This is a genomic window from Microbacterium sp. Bi128, assembly GCF_918698205.1.
The window spans coordinates 1-2,542 of record NZ_CAKKMM010000727.1 but is presented as its reverse complement, the minus strand read 5'-3'; the positions used below and the strand labels follow the sequence as shown (position 1 = coordinate 2,542).

Below are 2,542 nucleotides of genomic sequence, written 5' to 3'. Positions count from 1 at the left end.
GCCGTGGGCAGCAGTTGCCGCATTTCGGCGCCGAGCCTGGTCCGGGCCGAGAGGATGCTGAGCATGCGCAGCGCGCCCAAGGGCAGCATGGACACCGGGCCGGCCGTCTCCAGGCCTTGCACCAAATGCGCCCAGGCGTGGTCGAGTTCGCCGGCAGCCACGGACCTTTCCAGTTCGGGCCGCCAGCGCTGGGTGAGGTTCCCGGAGAGGCTCACGGCGGCGTCGTAAGTCACCATCCTGCGGATCGGCAGGCGCCGGGCGGCCTCGAGGGCCACGAACCCGCCATAGCTGTGGGCCACGACGTCGCTGGCGCCGGTCTCGCGGAGCACGGTTGCCAGGTCGGCCACCTCGGTGGCGGCGGAATAGTCGGCTGGCTGGTGCGAGGAACCTGCGCGTCCGCGGCGGTTGTAGCAGTGCACCGGCTGGTCCAGCAGCCGGCAAAGTTTTCGGGCAAAGGACCGGTAGAGCGCATCGGTGATCAGGGTCCCGTGCACGACGACGACGCCGGATCCTTCGCCGCGGGACGCCACGGCGGCGTCGGACGCGGCTGTTCTGCCCGGTGCGTGCCCCGCCGGGCGGATGGTGTGCAGCTCAAGGTGTCCCTTGCCGTCGTCGGTCCTCACTGTCCATGTCTCCACAACTTCGAGTCTATTCCCGCACCCCGTCCGCCTGGCTGCCGCCAGGGCAGAACCGGGCCGGGACCTTCCCGGACGCAAATCGACGGTAAACTTGGGGATTGTGACTTCCCAAAACACCCCCACCCCGAACAACGCCGCCGAGCCGCATGATGCCAGCGAACAGACCCGCATCCGCATGGAGAAGCGCGCGAAGCTGATCGAACGCGGCGTCGAGGCATATCCGGTGGGTGTCGAACGCACGCACTCGCTCACGGAAATCCGGGAGAAATACGCCTACCTGCAGGCCGATGAAACAACTGGCGACGCCGTTGGCGTGACCGGCCGCATCGTCTTCATCCGCAACACGGGCAAACTCTGCTTCGCCACCCTCCAGGAGGGCGGCCTGGACGGGAAGGCCGTGCGGCTGCAGGTCATGCTGAGCCTGGCCAACATCGGTGAGGAGGCGCTCGCGGAGTGGAAGTCTCTCGTGGACCTCGGCGATCACGTCTTCATCAAGGGCGAGGTCATTTCCTCACGCCGCGGCGAACTCTCCGTCATGGCGGATTCCTGGACCATGGCCTCGAAGGCGCTGCGCCCGCTGCCCGTGCTGCACGCCGGGCTGAACGAAGAAACGCGTGTCCGCCAGCGCTACGTGGACCTCATTGTCCGAGACGAAGCCCGCGAGATGGTGTACACCCGCGCCGCGATCACCCGCTCCATCCGCGAAACCCTGCACCGCCAGGGCTACGTTGAGGTGGAAACCCCCATGCTGCAACTGGTTCACGGCGGCGCCACGGCCCGTCCCTTCGAGACGCACATGAACGCCTTCGACCAGAAGATGACGCTGCGCATCGCTACCGAGCTCTACCTCAAGCGCACGGTGGTCGGCGGGATCGACCGCGTCTACGACATGGGCCGGGTCTTCCGCAACGAGGGCGTGGACTCCACGCACAGCCCCGAGTTCACCACCCTGGAGTCCTACGAGGCGTGGGCGGACCAGTTCGTCATGGCGGACCGGATCAAGGAGATCATCCTGGACGCCGCCGACGCCGCCGGTGTGGGCCGCGTGCTGCAGACCGAAGCCGGGGAGATCAACCTCGACGGCGAATGGACCTGGCTGGCGGTCTACCCGGGACTGTCCGACTTCGTGGGCCAGGAAGTAACCCCCGACACCCCGGTTGCCGAGCTGCTGGAGCTGGCTGCCAAGCACGAGGTCAAGGTCGACGCCGCCTGGGAAGCCGAGAAGCTCGTCGTCGAACTCTTCGGTGAACTGGTGGAGCCGACGTTGCTCAACCCCACGTTCGTCTACGACTATCCGCCGTCCGCGCAGCCGCTGGCCCGCCAGCACCGCGAAGACGGCCGCCTGATCGAGGCCTGGGACCTCATCATCGGCGGCATGGAGCGGGGCACGGCGTTCTCCGAACTGATCGACCCGGTCATCCAGCGCGAACGCCTCACCGAACAGTCCCGCCGTTCCGCCGCGGGTGACGTGGAGGCAATGCAGCTGGACGAAGACTTCCTCCGTGCGCTCGAGTATGGCGCGCCGCCCATGGGCGGGATCGGCCTCGGCATCGACCGGCTCGTGATGCTCTTCACCGGAGCCGGCATCCGCGAAACGATCCTCTTCCCCCTGTTGAAGCCCGAAGGACACTGAGCATGGACTATATCGCCGTATTGCTGCCCCCCATCGTGGTGGGCCTGCTTTTCTGGTTTGCCATGAAATCCATATTCAATGCCGACAAATCAGAGCGGCAGGCAGAAGCCCGCGCCCATGCCGAGGCCGAAACTAGGGCCAAAGGACCGGAATCCGGGACCCTGGGAAGCTAATTACCCGAAAGAAGTAATAGTTCCCTATTGCCGCCTTAGGTTTTCCTTTGGACAGAGTTTTGCGCTTTGACTCCCTGCTGTAACGCGGAGGATACTTA

Annotated in this window: 3 protein-coding genes; 2 read left to right on the top strand and 1 reads right to left on the bottom strand. The window is 65.8% G+C overall.

Going from position 1 to position 2,542, the window contains the following annotated elements; translation table 11 throughout:
• Positions 1-638: alpha/beta fold hydrolase (locus tag LQV45_RS25445; RefSeq protein WP_230009413.1), on the bottom strand; the 638-nt coding region annotated here is incomplete at its 3' end.
• A 100-nt stretch (positions 639-738) separates the two neighbouring features.
• On the opposite strand from LQV45_RS25445, the gene lysS reads away from it, so the two are divergent.
• Together lysS and LQV45_RS25435 are read left to right on the top strand one after the other, a co-directional pair.
• Positions 739-2,271, top strand: a complete 1,533-nt coding sequence (gene lysS, locus LQV45_RS25440; RefSeq protein ID WP_223914694.1) for a lysine--tRNA ligase — start codon at positions 739-741, stop codon at positions 2,269-2,271.
• A gap of 2 nt (positions 2,272-2,273) precedes the next feature.
• A complete protein-coding gene (locus tag LQV45_RS25435; RefSeq protein ID WP_223914693.1) occupies positions 2,274-2,444 on the top strand; it encodes a hypothetical protein in 171 nt (56 codons plus the stop codon).
• Positions 2,445-2,542 lie beyond the last annotated feature (98 nt).

Excerpts from the sequence above, each read along its gene's own strand:
- LQV45_RS25435 (WP_223914693.1), top strand. The coding sequence starts at position 2,274 with ATGGACTATATCGCCGTATTGCTGCCCCCCATCGTGGTGGGCCTGCTT.